Below are 18,848 nucleotides of genomic sequence, written 5' to 3'. Positions count from 1 at the left end.
AGATGTGTATAAGAGCCAGGGATAAAGGTGGGGGCGGGAACATCATTTGTGACGTGGTGTAATGATTATGGAAGAATGACCAGTACATATGAGCGTTTTGTTTTTCAATGGTGTTGGATGAAAGGTCGCTTTTCCTATAAACCGTTCTTAGTCTCTGACATGACAGGCGAAAAGGATTTTGTAATGCACCAGATCTTAGGGCACTTCCGGCAAGCACCTGAAATAACCAACAGGCTTAATGCTACTTACATTAAGCCTGCCTTCAGACTTCAAAAAGATATAACAACACGTACACATTGAAGCGCTCCAGCATGTATAACGGCCTAGCCTCAAAGGTTCGAACGATGCGGTCCGCATACATTTCGCGTACAGATTCCAGCAAATACTTTGAAAAACAAATCCGCACCCCATTCTTACTCTTTTGAAATGGAGTCTCTCAACTCACTATTAAAATAGTCTTCGCTACTTTTAATTTCAGAATCTACCCAACTAGCCACAAACGAATTCTTCTCTTTGGAGCCTTTCAAAAGTTCATCTTCGAAAAACATAGATATTGACGCATGATACACATCACTTTCGCCAACAACCCTATTTCTTTCTGAGGCATTATTTTTCTTCGATAGAAAATTAAATATACTCATGACCTCACTCCAAATCTTTTATCCAAGTAGATCGATAAGAGTTTAGCGATTGTAAGGCCTAACATCTTATCTCGCTCCAAAGAAAACTGATTAGACATATTACTAGTAAAGACTAGCACACCTAACGGTTTGTTGCCAACGCTAAGTTTGGCAGAATCTTTAATTGGCATAGAGAGAAATGACTTATATTTAGCCTCATCGCCAAGACTACTTGAACTGACGGATAGTTCCGTACTCTTAGTAATATCATGGCAGATTTTTATCTCATCCAAAATATATGTTAATCCTACATGACCAAATCCAGGCTTCCAGCTTCGACCGGTCGTTATAAGCCGGTCATCATGACACCTCCATGTAAGATCAAGCTGATCTTGCTCTTTGTTGTACAGATATAAGGCAAAATTGTACAAAGCCGTCGAACTATAACCAAAAAGCTCCGCTCGGTACTTGACTAATGGAGAAAGAATTCTCCCGAGATCAGCGGTTACCCGAGCATGAGTATAGCCAGCTTCACTTGAGCTATTTATCTCATCAATCAAATTTTCCAACTCCAATGTCGAAATATATGAAACCGTTTGTTGGAATTTTAGATTCTGATACATCTGCGACGCTTTCGGAACCACTACCTTCTTGAAAACCTTATTTTGCTTGATAAGCCTCTCGACTTCATGGGTTACGGACTTTCGCGTACTCGACGACAATAATACCCCCGTAAATACAAGGTGTAGAAGCGCACTCAATGAGAAAAGTACCGTTTCGCCCAATGTAAATTTTGATAACTCCCCAGTCGCAAAATACTTGCTGATAAACGCACCTATGATAACGGGAGAAATCAGAGTCATCCAAAAATTTGAGAACATAACGGAAAAATAAAAAACCCTTCCCTCAACCACTTTATTCTTTGAATTATTTTTAGAGATCCTCTTCAACTCTTCACCACGCATTTTTTAATAGTTATTAAAACTGAATCCTCACCTTCAATATAGCTGCTTTTTTTGGGTTTGGAGCCTCCTATTGCCTACAAGCACTTCCTATAAATTTGAATGAATTTTCTGACACAAGCGTCATTCATGTTTCTCTTCAATCGAAGCGTCTTTTTTGCGTTTCCGCTGCACATCTTTGTGACAAGTCGTTGACGAGGCCACATTTGAGATACCTGCGCCACGACAAGCATTCATTTCACGTACAGATTCCAGCAAATCTTTCTGAAACTGACTCAGTTCTACGTCCATTCATGATGCTCCCTTGAGCGAATCGACAAAGCTATTAGCAGACCATCCAAATTATAGCGGGCCAATAATTATCGCCCAGCCATAAAAATCACTAAACCTTCAACCCACGCCACCACCTAGCCACGATTGCGCATCCTCCCACCTCAGGCTACCTTCAAACCGTCGCTGCCAATTCAGCGACCGGGCCTGAGAACCCGAGTAAGATACAGGCGCACAAGCGCCCCAAATCACGATTTCTGGCGTTTTTTTTGTGCCTGCATTTCCGTGTAATGGCGGCTGTGCGTGGGAGACCTTCGGGTCTGCCGGGTTCCTGTATCTCCGGTTTCTCAGCCCGCGCATAGCTGCCACCCATTCGCCTGAGAACGAACGTGGTAGCTCTAACTTTGATTCAGGAGTTTTTGCTAATGCTCGCTATCGATTCGTCCAAAATTTGCGCTACTGCTCCACCGGTTCACGCCCACCACCGCCCAACCACCGGAGGTGCCCAATGACCAACCCCCAAGACCTTAAAACCATCGGCCTCACCCACTTCTCCTTCCACGCCAACGAACCCCTGTTCCGCATCAACGCCGGTGTCCCGGTGATCGAAGCCCTCTCCCACGCCTCCGATTTGCTCCATGTCGCCAAACTGCTCGCATCGGACGCCGCCATGGTTCGCGACACCGACCGGCACGCTTGGGCATCGCATTATTTGCAGGAAATGAGTAAGGCGATTATCGATGATGTGGTTAAGGTACTCGACGCACCGGGTAACAATCACCACCAGTAACTTCGTCACGCAAATCTAAGCCGCGCACATAAAGAAGCCCCGAATCCATCGGGGCTTTTTGCACTTCGTTGGACTCACATCTCGCTGACTTCAAACACAAACGAAATCTTCCGGCTGCTCGCACTCCACACATACCGAATGTGCTTCCCTTGCCTCGGAATGGACACGGCCGGCGGCCGAAACGCCGCAACACATTCATGGCCAGGCAAACGAACGCTGTTGTAGAGCAATCCCCACGACAAAGTTTCACGCAGTTGGCGGGCGAAGGCCTGGGCCGGACCGTAGGCGTTGGGATCCGGGTCGTACAGGTGTGGGTAGTCGCCACGGATGTCGTGCAGGGGTTTGACGACCTTGTTGACGTAGGTGCGCATGGTCAACTCGAGGTCCGGTTCGTTGGTCGCGGCGAGGAAGCGTTCCTGGTGATAGCTCGTCTCGGCGATGGCGGCGGCTTGACTGCTGGCTGCGTAGTACACGCCGAAGGTGCCGTCGGTGAAGCGGCTGGTTTTGCCGATGTGGGTGAACGCGGCCATGACAGGCGTGGAGCCGGGACCGGAGATGCGGTCTTCGGGGCGCACGCGGGAGAGCACCCCGGCTTCTTCCGTCAGCCGATCATTGGTCAGGGCTTCCAGCGCATAGGCGGTGGGCAGGTCTTCGGGGTCGAGCACGTCTTCGAACAACGAGATCGGCGGAAAGCAGCTGTTGACGATCCGATAGGCTCGCGGCCATTGCGGATCGGCCAGCTCCGGCGCCATCAACCGCGTACTCCGTCGAGGTAGCGCCGTACGTCAGCGATGTCGACCACGCGACCGGCCAGCATGTAGGACAACGCCGACTGGCCATTGAACGGCGCGGCGGTGTTAGGGCTGCTGACCCAGGTGTAGGCGCGCTCGCGGCTGTTGCTGAAGATGATGCTCAGCGCTTTGTGGATGCCCATCAAATACGAGATGCGCTCCAGGGTGTCGTGGGGCAGACGTACGTTGGGCGGCAAGTGTTTGTACTTGTAGAACGTTGTATTGCCGACTTTGCCCAAAAGGGTGCGTTGTTGCTCGGTGGTGCAGTCCCAGCGTTCCATGAGGTTGAAGAAGAACTTGAGCGCGACTCGACCGGCTTCGGGAGTCTCGAGTTGTTGCTGTGGGCTGAGAGCGGTGGTTGAGGCAGGCATGGGTAGCCTCCTTGGATATGCGATGTCTTGAATTCATACTAGTACAGATACGAACAGATATGAAATTTTAATTCGCAAGCGTATTACTCTCGAAAAGAGACTTCGCGCAAATTTTCCGCCCCCTGAAAAGACGCCGACACACGGTCCAATACACCCGTTGACACCTGCCCCACGCGGGCAGAGAATTTAATCGAGAGCGCGAAATCGACTGCCTTCAGGTGGCGATAGTCGACGTTAGGAACCCCGTTGAGGACCTGAAAATCAACGCAAGGGTAAAACCTCTCCTCCCCTGCTTGAGGGAGCACAATATCAAGCACCTATTCATGAAAGCAGCCTGATCGGGCTGCTTTTTTTTGCCTTGGAAAAAGGTTTCGCTGATATCCAAAAAACGCCCACATCACTCCCATCCGAGCCATTTTTTGACCCCGATCATCTATCCCCCACCAAAAATCTGGATCCTGTGCAAGCCTCCAGCCATCGGACGCAGAATCATTTCGCTACTAAACTCGGGACAAGCTTGCTCAGGTGCAGGATCATAGCCAGCACGCGACCGACGCCCACCGGGCGGCCAGGTACACAACAATAGCCAGCCCACTTTAGAGGGCATTACCCAAATGGATAGCAGAACCTTACGCAACCTCATGCGCATCGTGCAGACCGGCTCATTGTCGGCGGCGGCGGAGCATTCCTGTTTGACGGTGCAGGCATTGGCCGCGCAGTTGAACAAGGTCGAAGAGCAGTACGGTTTTCGGTTGTTTCGTCGCTCCAACAAGGGGCTGACCCTGACAACCCAGGGCACGGAGCTCACGCCTTACATGGACAAGGTGTTGGTCGCCACACGGCAACTCGAAGAGAAAGTCGCCGCGCTCAAGGTGCCCGGGCAGCGCACGCTCAGGGTTGCGCTTAATACCACACTCTCGGCCGACTTCAACCGGCGAATGATCGGACGCCTCATTGAAGTGTTTCCCGATGATCAGCTGGAATTCAGCTACGCAGAGTCGATGGAAAACCTCAGCAAGTTGAAGAACGAAGACTTCGACCTGGCCGTGCTGATCGGCCCGCAACAGCCGGGGCTGCCCAGCATCGCCCTGCCCGAGGTGCAGGTACAGGTGGTCGGCGCTCATTGCGGTCAGGAAAACGACCCGCTGATGCTGCTCGGCAATAAGTTTCAGGTTCGACCGGCAGACGATTGTCCGTATTCCCACAGCTTCTTGCGCTTTCTCGACGCGGGCCTCGGCGACTACGAGTCAGGCAAGCGGATGATCTATTCCTGCAGCGAGACCCTGACTCTGTCGTTGATCACGCAAATGGACGGCCTCGGCATGGTTTCCCGTGAGGCGGCCCTGCGTAACGGCTTGACCATTTTCCCGGGTTTCGAAGATTCCCTCGAAGTGCGGTTGGCGGTCAATAACCCCGAGTTGTCGGGCAAGGCACTGAATGACGTGGTCGATCTGCCGCTACATGAACGATCCGAGCGCGATGTACGAAGCCGTGCCCACCGCTACGCTGAGAAAGAGGTTTTTGCTGAAATACGCACATAACAACGTCGGAATGGCTGCATAAAATTCCGGGCGATCGAGCTGCACATGCTGATCCTTGATCAACAGGGGCGTGAGGCTGATGGCAGCGACGATCGCCACCGGCAGGTATTCCAGCGCCCGGGCGACCAGGGGAGGCCAATGGTCAGTGCTCACCTGCAGCGGCAATGCGCGGGGCAGAAAGGTCACGGCCATCATCAGCGCGACGACCAGGATCAGGAACGTTTGGTCAGGCATACACCCACTCCGCAGCCCACGAATGTGGCGATGAATACGTTGAAGGGTGAGTTGCCGATCAGGCTCAGGACGCCCATGCAGGCGACCGCGGCCAGTGCAGCGATCAGCTTGTTGCGAGTGTTGCAGAGCGACACCAACACGTAGAGCATCATCGCGGTCAGCGCATAGTCGAGCTGATATTTGATCAGGTGCGCCGCGTACTGCGCGCAGATCGCGCCCAGCAAACCGCCCAGCACCCACGACGTGTGGCAATACAGATTGAAGCCGATCAGGTAACGCACATTGACCGGCGAACCCTTGCCCAGTTTGACGCTGTGGAAGGCGAACGATTCATCGGTCAGCCCACCGGCGTAACACCACCGCTCGAGACGACTGAGCCCCATCGCCTGCAAGGCCTTGGCCATGTAGACCGACATCAGCATGTGCCGCGCGTTGATCAGAAAAGTGGTGAGGATGATGGTGGTCAGCGACGCACCACTGGAGATCAGCGCCAGGGCAGCGAACTGCGAAGCACCGGCGTACACGAACAGGCACATCGCAACGGGCAGCCACACGGGCAACCCGGCATTGACGGCCATCAAACCGAACACAAACGACACCGTGAAGTAGCCCGCAATCACCGGGCTGGCTTCAGCGAACGTGCGCGAGGGCTGGGGCTCGACCATCAGCGGCTGGCTGCTGGACGTCTCATTCATAGGTCCCTCTCAAAGGTAGTTTCGCCGCGCGGCTCGCAAAAACCCTGGGCACTCCAAAAACGTTTGCCGGCAAGGTTAGCATCGTCGACGAACAGGAACATCCGCAGCACACCCACCCGTTTCATGTCTGCCGACGCCGCTTCCACCAAGCGCTGACCAACGCCCTGGCTGCGATACACCGGGCTCACCGCCAAGTGATTGATGGTGCCACGGCTGCCGAGCATGCCGCCCAACACCGCGCCGACCACTTCGCCACGAACATCGAGCGCGAGGAATGCGGTGGTGGTTTGCTGCACCAACACGCCGCGCAGGCATTTGGCGTCCTGCCATTCACAAAACGACACTTCTTCGAATTGCCGAAAGAAGCGCTCCAGGCATTGGGCATCCTTGGCCGTCGCGCGCTGCAGCATCACCGGTGCAGAGCACTCGGCGATGTGCATCATGGGGTCTAGCTGTTCAGCGAACAATGTCGAAAGCGGTCCCGGGCCGCGAGAAGGAAATGGCCAGAATTTGCCGATAGGCCATTTCGTGAGCATGGGTGTTGCGTGCCGGTGTCACGTAGTGACGCATCTCGCGATCGAGGAAGTAGGTGGTGTCGAGGATTTCCATATAGGTCGTCGCCGCCAACTGTTCCTCTTGGGCCGAATACAAACGGCTCTCCGCCCCTTCCACGTTGTAGCGGCCCCAGAAATGCACACCGCTGAACGGATAACCGTCGCAATGAATACCTTCAGGGGTAATTTCCAGTTGCTTGCCTGGCTTGATCTCGATGCGGATCTGATGGATCTGGCATTGCCAGATTTCGTCGTGCAACTCCTGCGGCAATACGTTTTTGTACACCTCGAAATCTGCATCGATGAGGCTACGCATCACCGGCGAATTGATGACTTCATTGGAGAAGTCCTGGAAGTGCCGCTCCAGTCCGCCGACATAGCTGTTGTTGGCCTTCGATTGCACGTAGGCGCGGTGTTCCAGCTGCTTCAACTCACGGGTGACCGGGTTGTATTCGAAATCGCTGTAACGACGGAAACGCATGCCCGCATCGGCCTGACCGTAATAGCTGTCCGGCTCCATGGTTTCCCAACTTTTGGTCAATCTGACGAAGTCGGAAAAATGACCGAACAGATTGAAGTCAGCTCCCTGGACGTTGACATATTTGTCGCGCCGTAGCGATTCGCCAACTTCTTTGTTCAAAACGATCATTACTAGGTCTCCGCTACATTTAGCGGCCTAATCTAGTAGGTGCAGGTTTTGCGGCACATGAGAAAGAATTTCAGGCATATCAAGCGCTGTTTTAAACGCAGTATGAAGTTGCTTTAATTCGACTTTTTACGATCGAAAACAGCAGTTTTCAGTGTTTTTTCCAGAGTCATGAGGCGAAAAAAAACCGAACCAGTCGGTTTTTTTATCGAGTCTGTCTGTAAACAGGCGAAAATCGTCCAAGAAATCACTTGTCAGCGATAGCCAATTGCACAGTGTGGCTGTCGACGAATTGTTCGAAATGCGTGACTTTGCCGTCGGCCAGGGTCCACAAGTGAGCGACCCGTGCATTCATCGGGCGGCCGGTGGCTTTGTAGATTCCGCTGTAGTTGCCGTAGGCAAACACCTTGTCGCCCTGTGCGACGTAATTCTCGACCGTGAACTGAAAATCTTCCCACTCGGTGGCCAAGCGCTTGAAGACGTTTTCGACGATAGCGTCGAAACCGACATAGGTGCCGGCGTAGGGGAAACCCGCCGCTTCGGTCCAGCGAGCGTTATCGGCCAGCGCCGCAGCGGTATTGCGCGCGTTCTCCTGGGAGTTGGCGCCTTCGTAGGTGCTTTTGATCAGGCTCAGGTTGTCCATGATGTCTCCAGATGAATTCAATGGGCGCAGCCGTCGAGGCCACAGGCTTGAAACGCGGATGAAGACTCTTTTGCTGTAAGTGACTGGCTCAACCATTGGGCGAAGGATTGCGGCTTGCCCAGCCAAGGGCCGATATCGATCAGAGTGAACTGGCCATCCTGCTCCAACGCGAAGGTCGGGAAGCCCTGACCGCCGACGTTGGCCAAGAGTGCGCGACTGTCCTTGATATGGCGAGCAGTGTCGGCTTCCTTAAACGCCTGTTGAAAGGCCTCAGGTTCAAGACCGATTTGTATGGCGAGTTCCAGCAGAACGGCTTCGTCAGCGATGCGTCGACCCTCCACGTAATGAGCCGACTGCAAACGCCCCAGCAATTCAAGGCCGCGTCCAGCGATCTGCTCGGCTGCCAGTACAGCGGCAATCGGCGGCGCGGAATCGAACACCGCCGTCTCATCACGCAGCAAACCCTCAAAATATGCCTCGCCAAACGGCTGGCCGGTGTACTCGGCGATGCGTCGGTCGTGGGGCATCACGTAGTTGCGCAGTTGTGGCGAAACCGTCTGGCGGTTGGCACCGGTCATCATGCCGCCGCCGTGGCCGATCACCGGCAACACGGCTTGGGCTGCTTGCATCAGCGGTTTGGCGCCGTAGCACCAGCCGCACAACGGGTCGTAAATGTAGTGAAGGATCATGGGAAGACTCCGGCAATAAAGTAGGAAAACTCAATGCCGGCAGATTAATCCCCAGACAGTTTCGGAAAAACGCTGGAATGGCTTCCAGTCTGTTTCATGGATCGGTCGAATGCCCCTTCGACCGATACTTACAGTTTTTAAGATCAAGAGATCGCAGCCTGCGGCAGCTCCTACGCCGATCTATGTAGGAGCTGCCGCAGGCTGCGATCTTTTGATCCTGACGTCATAACAAACGCCAACTTTTCCAACAGACATAAAAAAGCGCCACCTTCCCGGCAGCGCTTTTATCAATCCGTTGTTTTTCTTCTTATCCTTCCATCACATCCCACAATGCTTCCAGTTCCGCCTCGCTGAATAAACCAGCGGGGTAGCGCTCGATCATCATCCGGCGCGGATCAGGTTCCCTGATCTGACGCGTTCCATTGGACTTCAACCATTGCGCCAAGACCTGGAGCGATTCGCTGTTAACTGCCAGGGGATGCAGTGCCCGCTCGCTCACGACGTTCATTTCGGCGTTCATCTCAGCGCTCTCTCCTGGTTTGTGAGCGGCTAACTTATCCAAGGTTTATGACAGAACATCGAAGTTCTCTCCCTCCCCGTGTTGCCCCATCGAAGATACAAGAGCTGTGCCAATGTTTTCGAAGTGTCGATAAGTGGATACAAAAAAGCCCACAGTCCTGATGGGCTGCGGGCTTTCTGCGAAACGAGGAGACAAAATCGTTGCTCAATCGATTCTTCAATCAACTCAAGCTGTTACGTCCTCACTCACTCCTTGTGCGGCGCGGGCTGTTGTTGGGTAAGGCAGTGGATGTTACCGCCTCCCAGTAACAATTCTCGGCCAGGCACCATGACCACTTCGTGCTGCGGGAACAGGTTCTGCAAAATCTCTTTGGCCGGACCGTCGAGCGGGTCGTCGAAGCTTGGCGCGATGATGCCGCCGTTGACGATCAGGAAGTTCACATAGGAGCCGGCCAGACGAACGGTTGGATTGCGCTCCTGAGTGCCGTCTACCGGATCCACGCCTGCGCACTCTTCTTCGGTGGCATACAGCGGCCCCGGAATCGGCATTTTGTGCACCGTGAACGGGCGACCCTTGGCATCGGTGCTGTTTTGCAGCACGTTCATTGCCGCCTGGCAGCGCGGGTAGTTCGGGTCCTGCGGATCGTCGGTCCAGGCCAGCAGTACTTCGCCCGGACGCACGTAGCAGCAGAAGTTATCCACATGGCCGTCGGTTTCGTCGTTGAACAAACCATCCGGCAGCCAGATGATTTTATCCACAGCCAGATTGGCGCTGAGCACCGCTTCGATTTGCGCACGGTCCATGTGCGGGTTGCGATTGCGGTTGAGCAGGCACTCTTCGGTGGTGATCAAGGTGCCTTCGCCATCGACATGAATCGAGCCGCCTTCGAGCACGAAACCCTCTGTGCGGTAACGCGGGCTGCGCTCGATTTCGAGAATCTTGCCCGCCACCTGCGAGTCACGGTTCCACGGCGAATACAGACCCCCGTCGAAACCGCCCCAGGCATTGAAGTCCCAATCCACGCCACGGACTTCACCGCGATTATTGATGACGAATGTCGGGCCGGTATCCCGGACCCAGGCGTCATCGCTGGACATCTCTACCAAACGAATATTCGGCACGTCGAGACGGGCACGCGCATTTTCGTACTGGCCAGCGGAGACCGCCACGGTCACCGGTTCAAAACGCGCGATGGCCTTGGCCACCGCCACGTGGGCGGCTTGCGCCGGCTTGCCGCCCAGGCGCCAGTTGTCCGGGCGCTCGGGCCAGACCATCCAGGCCTGTGTCTGTGGAGCCCATTCGGCTGGCATGTAAAAGCCGTCGGTGCGAGGGGTGCTGTTCAAAGTGGTCATGGTTCAGGACTCCAGGGAACCGTCGAGGGTTTTGATCGCGCCGTACAGGTTCGGGCGACGGTCACGGAACGAGCCCCAGGCGCTGCGAATGTGCTCCAGCTCATCGAGGTCGAAGCTGTGAACCAGAATGCCTTCTTCTGTTTCATTCAGCTCTTGGACTTTCTCGCCAAACTGGTTGGCAATGAATGACGAGCCGTAGAAGGTAATGTCGTAGCCGTCCTGCTCTTCGTTGCCGATGCGGTTGCTGGCGATCAGCGGCATCAGGTTGGCGCCGGCGTGGCCTTGTTGCACGCGCTGCCAGTGATCACGGGACGAAATGCTCTTGTCGTGTGGCTCGCTGCCGATGGCGGTCGGGTAGAACAGGATTTGCGCGCCTTGCAGCGCCATGCTGCGGGCGCACTCAGGGAACCACTGATCCCAGCAGATGCCCACGCCGATTTTCGCGTAACGGGTGTTCCAGACTTTGAAGCCGGTATCGCCCGGGTTGAAGTAGTACTTTTCGTGGTAGCCAGGGCCATCCGGGATATGGCTTTTACGATAAATCCCGAGGTTGCTGCCGTCGGCATCGATGATCGCGATGCTGTTGAAACGTGCACGGCCGGCCAGTTCGTAGAAGCTGATTGGCAGCACCACTTGCAGCTCTTTGGCGACTTTCTGGAAGTGCTTGATGGCGACGTTGTCTTCAACGGTCGTGGCCAGCTGCAGGTAATCAGGGTTCGGCTTCTGGCAGAAGTACGGCGCTTCGAACAGCTCCTGGATCAGGATGATTTGCGCGCCTTTCGCCGCGGCCTCACGGACCAGCTTTTCAGCGGTCTCGATATTGGCTTCAAGGTCCCAGGAACAAGCCATCTGGGTAGCGGCGACGGTAACGATACGGCTCATGAATCATCTCCTGGGCAAACGCTTGAGGGTCGAGGGTGGCATCGACCGATGACAGAAAGAGGCAGCACCGGGCGCGGCTCATCCACACCGTGGGCAGTGGCGACTTTATAGCCGATAAAAATCGGCTTTTAAAGCGATAAATATTCCAGCAGTCAAAAATAATTCAGTTAAAGCCGATAACAATCGAATTTAACGCGTTCCCTTGTGGGAGCGAGCCTGCTCGCGATAGCGGTGGGTCAGTCGACATCAATATTGCATGTTCGACCGCTTTCGCGAGCAGGCTCGCTCCCACAGGGGTATGTGTTTACAACCCTTCTTCGAGAACTTTGGACAGCATGTCGACAAAGAAATCCACGCTCTGACGCGACGTGACCATGGGCGGTTTGATCTTGAGGATGTTCAGGTAGTCACCCGTCGGCTGCATGAAGATCCCCAACTCACGAAGGCGATCGCACAGTGCCGTGGTTTCTTCGGTTGCCGGCTCAAGGGTTTCGCGATTGCGGATCAACTCCACGCCCAGGTAGAAGCCGGAACCATGCACCGCCCCCACCAACGGATGCCGGTCGATCAACGCTTCAAGACGTTCCTTGAAATACCCGCCCACGACCTGGGCATTTTCCCAGAGTTTTTCTTCCTCCATCACATCCAGCACCGCCATGCCGATCCGGCAGCTGACCGGGCTGCCGCCGGCCGACGAGAAGAAGTAACCCTCGGCCTCCAGCGCTTCAGCGATTTCCCGGCGAGTGATCACCGCACCCAACGGCTGGCCGTTACCCATGCCTTTGGCCATGGTGATGATGTCCGGCACCACGCCCTGCTCCTCGAAGCCCCAGAAGAAGTTGCCCATGCGGCCGTAACCGACCTGCACTTCGTCGGCGATACACACCCCGCCCTGAGCGCGGACCAGCGCATAGACCTGCTGCAAATAGCCCGGCGGCAGCGAGATACCGCCGGCATTGCCGTACACCGGCTCGCAGATGAAACCGGCTAACTGGCGTTTCTGTTCGGCGATTTTCGCCAGGTTGTGCTCGACGCTGCGCACATAGTCCGGCGCGCTATCGAGGCCGCGGAACTCTCCGCGATAGGTGTTCGGCGCAGTCACCGGATGTACCCAGTCCGGACGGCTGCTCAAGGCCTTGGGGTTGTCGGCAATCGAGGTCGAGACCGCATCCGCCGCCACTGACCAGCCGTGATAAGCCTCCAACACGCTGAGCATGTCGCGACCACCGCTGTAGGCCCAGGCCAGACGGATTGCCAAATCATTGGCCTCAGTGCCGCTGTTGACCAGAAATACGCGATCCATGTTGTCCGGTGCCAGCTTCAACAGGCGCTCGGAAAACTCGGCAATCGCCGCATAGTGAAAACGCGAGTTGGTGTTGAGCAACGACCACTGCCGGCTGGCGACGGCGGCCATGCGCGGATGGCCATGACCCAGGACCGCGACGTTGTTGAGCATGTCGAGATAGGAGCGGCCCTGCATGTCGATCAGGTGATTGCGCCAGCCGCGCTCGATACGCGGCGGGTCGACGTAATAGTGTTTTTGGGAGCGAGCGAAACTGGCGTCACGACGGGCCAGCAATGTCTGCGGGTCGAGTTCCTCTTCTGCATCGCAGGCCAGTCCCAATAACACGGCGGGTGAAGGGCATAACGCCTGCCAGGCTGCCGCGCGCGAAGGCGTGCAAAACAACGGTGCATCGAGCTGAGCGCTCCGCCACAACTGCACGATCAACGGCCCGCTGACCGAACCCAGTACCTGGCCTTTGACCAGCGCTGCGCCCGTGTGCAGCGACGGCGTCACCCCCCACAGCCGCACACTCAGTTGCGGGCCATCCAGTTGCAGCACACCCTCCGCCGGCTGGTGGATCACTCCGGCAAACGGCGATTCGACCGTCGTGCCGTGGGGCACTCGCAGCTCTACGTGCAATGGGCATGTGTCCGGTTCGCAGGCATGGTCCGGCCGGGTGCGAGACAACCGGTATTGCCCATAACGACTGGCCGCCAGACCATGAGCGGCGGCGGCCTCAGTCAGCAGACGCTGGTCGATTCCCTCTTGCTCCCAGTTACCGGCCTCGAAATGCGGGCTGAGCACGCCCAGATCAATCAAGGCAAATTCACGCCCCACCAGACTTGGCAACAATGGCGCGAAACCTTCGCTGCCGATGCTCGGCAGGTTTTGGCCGACCGCGGTAAGAATCGCAGCCTCCATCAACTCCAGCGGCACGGAGGTGGCGACGCGGAAAATTTCCCACTCATGGGTCAGGTTGCCGCCACTGTACTGATTGTCCGGGTCAATGCTGACCTGCTGTTCGCCACTCAGCACCAGCACCACCGAGCGGGCAACGATCAGCGGCCAGAGCGCCAGCAACTCTTCATGCTGCAACGGATTGACCGCGTGATAAGCCCGAACCGCCGGCAAAATGCAAAACGGATCGCCATCGGCATGGTGCAGCAACGCGGCGCAAGTCACCGACAGATCGGTGATCCGCCAGGTACGGACCAAGTCACCGAAATCGATCACGCCCTGCAACTGCCATTGGCGCTGCGAATCCCGCTGCCAGACCACGTTGTCGTCGGTGATGTCCATGTGAATCGCCTGCACCGGCAGCTTATCCATCAGCGGCTGCAAGTGGTGCCAGGCGCGTTCGGCCACATCGGCGATCAGCCCGCGTTGCTGGTCGTCCTTGATGACCGGCAGCAAATGCGCGATCAATGCGTTGGCGTGGCGAGCGTCCCATTGAAGGATGCGCTCAAGGCCGGGGTGATCGAAACCGGCCAGCGCCAGGTCCATTTCGCCGCAGAGCCGACCGAAACCGGCAACCACTGAATGGCTCAGATGATCGATGTGCGTCAGTGATTGTCCGTCGATGTAATCGAGCAGGCGTACATGCACCGCTTGACCGCCAACCTCAAGGGAGAGCAGGTCTGCGCCGTTTTTGGCAGGAATCACTCGAGGCACCGGCACGCCGGAATGTTCAGCCAGATGCTTGAGCCCTGCGTGCTGAGCTTGCAGCTCCAGCGCCGAATAATCGCCACGGCAGATTTTCAGGACGAAACGCCCCTGATCACTGTCGACCCGATAGTTGAGATCCTGCTGGCTGCCCAGGGCCTGTAACCGCCCGCTCAGCCCGTAATGCTCTTCCAGCAGCTCAAGCGCTTGCGCCGCAGACACCTGCGGGCTGGGCAGAGTGGCGCGGTGAATCAACGTGGCGAGCGGCATACAACGACCCCTGAAGTTTTATTAGGCACTTATATCGCCACTGCTTGGGGCGATACGCAACCCCCCTTCCTGGTTGGCGCGAATCAAATGCCCGCGCAACTCTCTTCACCGCCCCCCTCGCACCGACCGCCACTTTGCGTAAGAATGTCGACCATCACGCCTATTGCTGGAGAAACACCATGAATGTAGTCACCACCGACCTGCCCGGTGTTCTGATCATCGAACCCAAGGTATTTGGTGACGAGCGCGGCTTCTTCTATGAGAGCTTCAACGCCAAGGCTTTCGAAGAGGCAACCGGTCTGAACACCCAGTTCGTTCAAGACAACCATTCCCGTTCGCAAAAAGGCGTACTGCGCGGCCTGCATTACCAACTGGAAAACACCCAGGGCAAACTGGTGCGCGTCACCGCCGGTGAAGTGCTGGACGTGGCGGTAGACATTCGCCGCAGCTCGCCGCATTTCGGCAAATGGGTCGCGGTGCGCCTGTCCGCCGACAACCATCGTCAACTCTGGGTGCCGGAAGGTTTTGCCCATGGTTTCGTGGTGCTGAGCGACTTCGCCGAGTTCCTCTACAAAACCACCGACTACTACACCCCCTCGGCCGAGCGCAGCATTCGCTGGGACGATCCGGACCTGGGCATTGACTGGCAGCTGGACGAAGCACCGAAGCTGTCGGCCAAGGATCAGACCGCCGCATTCTTCAAGGACGCTGAAGTCTTTTCCTGAATTGCTGTGTGAATCTTCACCGCCAGCGCGCACTTGATCCAGGGTGCGCAGACTGCGCCCGCAAGCCTAGGCATAATGCGTCTGTACCCACAGGCGTTTGATGCTCATGACTCCGACCCTCCCCCGCAGACCCCGCTGGCGCAGCCTGGCATTGCTCGCGCTGTGCCTCGCGCCCTTGCTGTGGCCGTTGGAGCATCTGGCCGAGCGTTACTACCGCAGCGAGCTGGCCGGGCAGAATCGTCAGACCCTCGACCTTTACGTCGCCAACCTGTTGGGCACCTTGCACCGTTATGAAGTGCTGCCGCAGATTCTCATCGAGCTGCCGGCTCTGCGCGCGACATTGGCCACTCCCGACGAAGGCGTGGTTCAAGGCAATGCCAATCGCCTGCTGAAAAACATCAGTGCCCAGACCGGTGCCGAGGTCATGTACCTGATGGACACGACAGGCAAGACACTGGCGGCCTCCAACTGGGACAAACACGACAGTTTCGTCGGCCGCAATTTCGCCTTCCGCCCTTATTTCAGCGAAGCGATGGCCGGGCGCCTGGGGCGCTTCTTCGGCCTGGGCACCACCTCGGCCAAGCGCGGTTACTTCTTCGCGGCAGCGGTACGTGATCGCGAAAAAATCATCGGCGTTCTGGTGATCAAAGTGGACCTTGATCACACCGAAAGCATTTGGGGCAAAACTCCGGAACAATTGTTGGTCACCGACCACAACGGCGTGGTCATCCTCACGTCGCGACCCGAGTGGCGTTTCAGCTCGACCCGCACGTTGAGCGACGCAGAGCGCGAGGCAATCGCCGCGATTCAACCCTACCCGACTCGCGATCCCAAGCCGTTGAATCTCGATCCCAATGCCTGGCTGACCCAAACCCGACAGATCGAGGAAACCGGCTGGAGCGTCAGTATCCTTGCGCCACGCACCCTGATCGACCGCCCGGTACGCACGGTCGTGGCCATCGGCGGCGCAGCGCTACTGGTATTAATGCTGCTGCTCGGCCTGATGATGCAGCGCCGACGCCATTACCTGGACCGGATCGCCTTCGAAGGCAAGGCCCGCCAGGAACTGGAAGGTCGGGTCGCCGAACGGACCAGCGACCTCGAAGGCCTCAACCGTCGACTGAAGCAGGAAGTGCTGGAGCGCGAACACGCCCAGCAAGAACTGGTACGCGCTCAGGATGACCTGGTGCAGGCCGGCAAGCTCTCGGCGCTGGGGACGATGTCGGCGAGCATCAGCCATGAACTCAATCAACCGCTGGCGGCGATCCGCAGTTACGCGGAAAACGCCGAAGTACTGCTCGATCATCAGCGCACCGAGGATGCTCGCGGCAACCTCAAGCTGATCAGCGAACTGACCGAGCGCATGGCGTCGATCATCGCCCACCTGCGCGCCTTCGCCCGGCGTGATCGCCATGCCCCGGAAAGCGTGGCCCTGCAACCGGCGCTGGACGACGCGCTGGCGTTGCTGGCCAAGCGTCGGCGCAGCATGGAAGTCGAGCTGATCCGTGACCTGCCGGCCGCCACCTTGTGGGTCGAAGCCGGGGAAACCCGCCTGCGTCAGGTACTCGGCAATCTGCTGGCCAATGCCCTCGATGCGCTGACGGAAAAAGGCCCGCCGCGTAAACTCTGGTTGAGTGGCGAATCCACCGCCGAAGGCGTCAACCTGTACATTCGCGACAACGGCCCCGGGTTCTGCCTGGAAGCGCTGGGTCGTGCCGGTGAGCCCTTCTACACCACCAAGACCCGCACTCAGGGGCTTGGGCTGGGGCTGGCGATCTGCGACACCCTGATGCGCGCCTTCGGAGGTGAACTGTCGTTCTCCAACCACAAGGAAGGTGGCGCCCTGATTACCCTGAAATTGCGCGCAGGCGCACCGGGCGTGAGCCTGCAACCGTCCGAGGACCGAAGTGCATGACCATCGACAACCGCATCCAGGTCGTGTTGATCGACGACGATCCCCACCTGCGCCAGGCCCTGAGCCAGACCCTGGACCTGGCCGGCCTGAAGGTCCTGCCGCTCGCTGAAGCCAATGGCCTGGCCGGGCAACTGGAACGCGATTGGCCGGGCGTGGTGGTCAGCGACATCCGCATGCCAGGCATGGACGGTATCGAACTGCTGACCGAACTCCACGCCCAGGACCCGGAGCTGCCGGTGCTGCTGATCACCGGCCACGGCGATGTGCCGCTAGCGGTACAGGCCATGCGCGCCGGGGCCTATGATTTTCTGGAAAAGCCTTTCGCCAGCGATGCTCTGCTCGACAGTGTGCGTCGTGCCCTGGCCTTGCGCCGGCTGGTGCTGGACAACCGCAGCCTGCGTCTGGCCCTGAGCGATCGCAACGAACTGAGTGCTCGACTGGTCGGGCAGTCGGCGCCGATGCTGCGTCTGCGCGAACAGATCGGTGCCCTGGCGGCGACCAAAGCCGATGTGCTGATCCTCGGTGAAACCGGTGCGGGTAAAGAAGTCGTGGCTCGGGCGCTGCACGACCTGTCGAGTCGGCGTAACGGCCCGTTCGTGGCGATCAACGCCGGGGCCCTGGCCGAATCGGTGGTGGAAAGCGAGCTGTTCGGTCACGAGCCCGGTGCATTTACCGGCGCGCAGAAGCGCCGCATCGGCAAGTTCGAATTCGCCAATGGCGGCACGTTGTTCCTCGATGAAATCGAAAGCATGAGCCTGGACGTGCAGGTGAAATTGCTGCGCTTGCTGCAAGAGCGGGTTGTCGAGCGACTGGGCGGCAATCAACTGATCCCGCTGGACATCCGCATCATCGCCGCGACCAAGGAAGACCTGCGTCAATCCGCCGATCAGGGGCGCTTCCGTGCCGACTTGTATTACCGCCTGAACGTCGCGCCACTGCGCATTCCGCCGCTGCGCGAACGGGGCGAAGATGCGCTGATGCTGTTCCAGCATTTCGCCGATGAAGCCAGCGCGCGCCACGGCTTGCCGCCCCACGAATTGCAACCGGGGCACCGGGCGCTGCTGTTGCGCCATACCTGGCCAGGTAATGTGCGCGAACTGCAGAACGCCGCCGAACGTTTTGCCCTGGGCCTGGAACTGGCCCTGGACAACAGCGCGCCGGAGGCTGGTGTCGGCAGCACGATTGAAGTGGTCAGCGGTGGTTTGAGCGAGCAAGTGGAAAACTTCGAGAAGAGCCTGATTGCCGCCGAACTGGCGCGCTCCCACAGCTCCGTGCGCAGCCTCGCCGAAGCGCTTGGCATTCCGCGCAAAACCTTGCATGACAAACTGCGCAAGCATGGCCTGAACTTCGCCGACGGCGGTGCCGGCCACCCCACCGACGATATCGATTGAGCTACCGTCAACTCATCATCTTCAAACAAGAGGCCTTTGA

The 18,848-nt window shown here is 57.3% G+C and carries 20 protein-coding genes; 5 read left to right on the top strand and 15 right to left on the bottom strand.

The window, feature by feature from the left end:
- Positions 1-413: 413 nt before the first annotated feature.
- From KGB14_RS11120 to KGB14_RS11110, 3 genes are all read right to left on the bottom strand, one after another.
- Positions 414-641 carry a hypothetical protein gene (locus tag KGB14_RS11120; RefSeq protein WP_223486475.1) on the bottom strand — a complete coding sequence of 76 codons (228 nt, stop codon included), beginning with the start codon at positions 639-641 and terminating at the stop codon, positions 414-416.
- Positions 638-1,585 (bottom strand): GAF domain-containing protein, encoded by a 948-nt coding sequence (locus KGB14_RS11115; protein ID WP_223486473.1) that lies wholly within the window; start codon positions 1,583-1,585, stop codon positions 638-640. Before KGB14_RS11115 ends, KGB14_RS11120 begins: the two co-directional genes overlap by 4 nt.
- Before the next feature lie 120 nt (positions 1,586-1,705).
- Positions 1,706-1,873, bottom strand: coding sequence for a hypothetical protein (locus KGB14_RS11110; RefSeq protein WP_223486471.1), 168 nt, complete (start codon positions 1,871-1,873; stop codon positions 1,706-1,708).
- A gap of 487 nt (positions 1,874-2,360) precedes the next feature.
- Here KGB14_RS11110 and KGB14_RS11105 point away from each other — a divergent pair, with 487 nt between their 5' ends.
- Positions 2,361-2,642 carry a DUF3077 domain-containing protein gene (locus KGB14_RS11105; protein WP_223486470.1) on the top strand — a complete coding sequence of 94 codons (282 nt, stop codon included), beginning with the start codon at positions 2,361-2,363 and terminating at the stop codon, positions 2,640-2,642.
- 74 nt (positions 2,643-2,716) lie between these two features.
- On the opposite strand, the gene KGB14_RS11100 is transcribed toward KGB14_RS11105, so the two are convergent.
- Positions 2,717-3,394: an RES family NAD+ phosphorylase gene (locus KGB14_RS11100; RefSeq protein ID WP_223486468.1), complete on the bottom strand. Its 678-nt coding sequence runs from the start codon at positions 3,392-3,394 to the stop codon at positions 2,717-2,719.
- Positions 3,394-3,804: an MbcA/ParS/Xre antitoxin family protein gene (locus tag KGB14_RS11095; protein ID WP_223486466.1), complete on the bottom strand. Its 411-nt coding sequence runs from the start codon at positions 3,802-3,804 to the stop codon at positions 3,394-3,396. Before KGB14_RS11095 ends, KGB14_RS11100 begins: the two co-directional genes overlap by 1 nt.
- Before the next feature lie 614 nt (positions 3,805-4,418).
- Here KGB14_RS11095 and KGB14_RS11090 point away from each other — a divergent pair.
- Complete coding sequence (locus KGB14_RS11090; RefSeq protein WP_223486464.1) at positions 4,419-5,345, top strand: LysR family transcriptional regulator; 927 nt, start codon at positions 4,419-4,421, stop codon at positions 5,343-5,345.
- Here KGB14_RS11090 and KGB14_RS11085 read toward each other — a convergent pair.
- The 10 genes from KGB14_RS11085 to KGB14_RS11040 form a co-directional block, all read right to left on the bottom strand.
- Positions 5,262-5,579, bottom strand: a complete 318-nt coding sequence (locus tag KGB14_RS11085; protein ID WP_223486462.1) for an AzlD domain-containing protein — start codon at positions 5,577-5,579, stop codon at positions 5,262-5,264. The genes KGB14_RS11090 and KGB14_RS11085 overlap by 84 nt on opposite strands.
- On the bottom strand, positions 5,558-6,274 hold the full coding sequence (locus KGB14_RS11080) for an AzlC family ABC transporter permease (protein ID WP_007897519.1): 717 nt from the start codon (positions 6,272-6,274) through the stop codon (positions 5,558-5,560). The genes KGB14_RS11085 and KGB14_RS11080 overlap by 22 nt, the downstream gene beginning before the upstream one ends.
- Positions 6,271-6,684, bottom strand: a complete 414-nt coding sequence (locus tag KGB14_RS11075) for a GNAT family N-acetyltransferase (RefSeq protein ID WP_223486489.1) — start codon at positions 6,682-6,684, stop codon at positions 6,271-6,273. The genes KGB14_RS11080 and KGB14_RS11075 overlap by 4 nt, the downstream gene beginning before the upstream one ends.
- Before the next feature lie 46 nt (positions 6,685-6,730).
- A complete protein-coding gene (locus KGB14_RS11070; protein WP_223486461.1) occupies positions 6,731-7,477 on the bottom strand; it encodes a 2OG-Fe dioxygenase family protein in 747 nt (248 codons plus the stop codon).
- Between the two features lie 244 nt (positions 7,478-7,721).
- Positions 7,722-8,117, bottom strand: coding sequence for a nuclear transport factor 2 family protein (locus tag KGB14_RS11065; protein ID WP_223486460.1), 396 nt, complete (start codon positions 8,115-8,117; stop codon positions 7,722-7,724).
- Positions 8,118-8,134: 17 nt separating this feature from the next.
- Complete coding sequence (locus KGB14_RS11060) at positions 8,135-8,806, bottom strand: DsbA family protein (RefSeq protein ID WP_223486459.1); 672 nt, start codon at positions 8,804-8,806, stop codon at positions 8,135-8,137.
- A 307-nt stretch (positions 8,807-9,113) separates the two neighbouring features.
- Positions 9,114-9,326 carry a hypothetical protein gene (locus KGB14_RS11055; protein ID WP_030129326.1) on the bottom strand — a complete coding sequence of 71 codons (213 nt, stop codon included), beginning with the start codon at positions 9,324-9,326 and terminating at the stop codon, positions 9,114-9,116.
- A 245-nt stretch (positions 9,327-9,571) separates the two neighbouring features.
- Positions 9,572-10,678: an agmatine deiminase gene (gene aguA, locus KGB14_RS11050; RefSeq protein WP_223486458.1), complete on the bottom strand. Its 1,107-nt coding sequence runs from the start codon at positions 10,676-10,678 to the stop codon at positions 9,572-9,574.
- Between the two features lie 3 nt (positions 10,679-10,681).
- Complete coding sequence (gene aguB / locus KGB14_RS11045; RefSeq protein ID WP_223486457.1) at positions 10,682-11,560, bottom strand: N-carbamoylputrescine amidase; 879 nt, start codon at positions 11,558-11,560, stop codon at positions 10,682-10,684.
- Between the two features lie 304 nt (positions 11,561-11,864).
- Positions 11,865-14,777 (bottom strand): aminotransferase, encoded by a 2,913-nt coding sequence (locus tag KGB14_RS11040; protein WP_223486456.1) that lies wholly within the window; start codon positions 14,775-14,777, stop codon positions 11,865-11,867.
- A 179-nt stretch (positions 14,778-14,956) separates the two neighbouring features.
- Here KGB14_RS11040 and rfbC point away from each other — a divergent pair, with 179 nt between their 5' ends.
- From rfbC to KGB14_RS11025, 3 genes are all read left to right on the top strand, one after another.
- Positions 14,957-15,502 (top strand): dTDP-4-dehydrorhamnose 3,5-epimerase, encoded by a 546-nt coding sequence (gene rfbC, locus KGB14_RS11035; protein WP_223486454.1) that lies wholly within the window; start codon positions 14,957-14,959, stop codon positions 15,500-15,502.
- A 106-nt stretch (positions 15,503-15,608) separates the two neighbouring features.
- A complete protein-coding gene (locus tag KGB14_RS11030) occupies positions 15,609-17,417 on the top strand; it encodes an ATP-binding protein (protein ID WP_223486452.1) in 1,809 nt (602 codons plus the stop codon).
- Positions 17,414-18,808: a sigma-54-dependent transcriptional regulator gene (locus KGB14_RS11025; protein WP_223486450.1), complete on the top strand. Its 1,395-nt coding sequence runs from the start codon at positions 17,414-17,416 to the stop codon at positions 18,806-18,808. Before KGB14_RS11030 ends, KGB14_RS11025 begins: the two co-directional genes overlap by 4 nt.
- Positions 18,809-18,848: the final 40 nt, after the last annotated feature.

Source organism: Pseudomonas sp. A-RE-19 (assembly GCF_019956555.1).
Lineage (GTDB): Bacteria > Pseudomonadota > Gammaproteobacteria > Pseudomonadales > Pseudomonadaceae > Aquipseudomonas.
The sequence above is the reverse complement of the archived record's forward strand: the minus strand, read 5'-3'. Positions and strand labels throughout refer to the sequence as shown.